Below are 1480 nucleotides of genomic sequence, written 5' to 3' on the forward strand. Positions count from 1 at the left end.
GCCGACCGAACCGCCGACGAGGGTCGCGACGTTATTATGGAGGAGGTCGTCGACGGCACCCGGCGCGCGATCATCGTGGAGTGCAAGCACACGGGGACGGTCGGACGGCCGGTCGTCCAGAAGCTCCACTCAGCAATCGCGACCTTCGACTTCGACGGCCCCAAACGCGGGATGGTCGTCACGACCGGCCGGTTCACGAACCCGGCTCAGGAGTACGCCGACCGCCTCCAGCAGAACGACGACCCCCATCCAATCGAGCTGCTCGATGGCGAGGACCTCCGGGAGATCGCCGACGAGATCGGCCTCGACCTCTACAACGGTCGCATCGAGATTCTCTGCGACGAAACGCTACGTCCCTACGACCCGGCCGCCGACGTCGACGCGGCCGTCGAAGAGGCGTTCCGCGACGTCGAGAACATCGAGGCCGCCGACCTCCCAGACCCACACTCATCGGTGACGTTCCGGCCGGTGGTGGCGGTCACCGCGGACACGAACGTCGTCTTCGAGACGTCGGTGGGCGTCATCCACCGGATTAACGATCGGACGCGATTCGTTGCCCACGCCGAACGCGGGCAGCCGCAGGTCGTCGACGAGGACGTCGCGACGCTGGTCACCGAGAACCTCCACGCGACGGTCGATCTCGACGCCGAGCAGTTCGGAGAGGTGTTCGACGACGTCGAGGAGCGGCGGTTCGGCCAGACTCAGACGGAGTACAAGGAGTGGGCCGTCGAGCGCCTCCAGCAGCACCACACGAAAACGGTCACCTACACCGGCGACAACAACGTCACCTACAACAAGACCTGCGAGCCGAACCGCTCGGACATCTCCGTCCAGTCGATCGAGCCGGTGTACCTTCCCGAGGTTCGGCACACCACCGACCACCAGAAGTACACCTATCCCTATGAGTACTACGCGGCGGGCCCCTCACGAATGACCGCCGAGGACGGCATCCATCGGTGCGTCCACTGTGACACGAGCGGCATCGACGAAACGTACACGTACTGTCCGAACTGCGGGGCGATCGCCTGCACCAGCCACACGAAAACGGAGCGGCTGGAAGGTGAGTCGATCTGTACGGGCTGTGCGGTGACGGAACGGTTCGCGCTGAAGACGAAGTACTTCTACGACGAGGAGAATCTCGAGGCGTTCCGCGAGGAGTACGCCGAAATGCCGCTTCACGAAAAGGCGATGGAGAACAAGTGGCTGGCCGGGGGGAGCGTGGTCGCGACGCTGCTGCTCATCGTCGGACTACTCGTCATCGGCGGCATCATCTAAGCGGCCTCGGTGTTCACGCCGGCTCAGCGACCAGCTCTTCGAGCGCGTGCTCAAGCGGGCCGTGGAACTGCCAGCTAGCCCGCTCGAAGGCTTCCTCGGTCGGCCCATCCCAGCGCGGGAATGCGGAATGACCGCTCACTTTGACTGTCCACTCGGTCGGCTCGTCGAACGGGTTCTCCGTCGGGAGTTCGACGACGTAGAGGTA

At 64.5% G+C, this 1480-nt stretch carries 1 protein-coding gene and 1 pseudogene; one reads left to right on the top strand and one right to left on the bottom strand.

Going from position 1 to position 1480, the window contains the following annotated elements:
• The coding region (locus ACQUQ1_RS22165; RefSeq protein ID WP_435066350.1) for a restriction endonuclease at positions 1–1275 on the top strand (1275 nt) is incomplete at its 5' end.
• 13 nt (positions 1276–1288) lie between these two features.
• Here ACQUQ1_RS22165 and ACQUQ1_RS22170 read toward each other — a convergent pair.
• Positions 1289–1480 (bottom strand): annotated as a pseudogene (locus ACQUQ1_RS22170) (hypothetical protein); the annotation flags it as partial.

The sequence above is a fragment of the Halobaculum sp. EA56 genome (assembly GCF_051195075.1).
Classification (GTDB): Archaea; Halobacteriota; Halobacteria; order Halobacteriales; family Haloferacaceae; genus Halobaculum.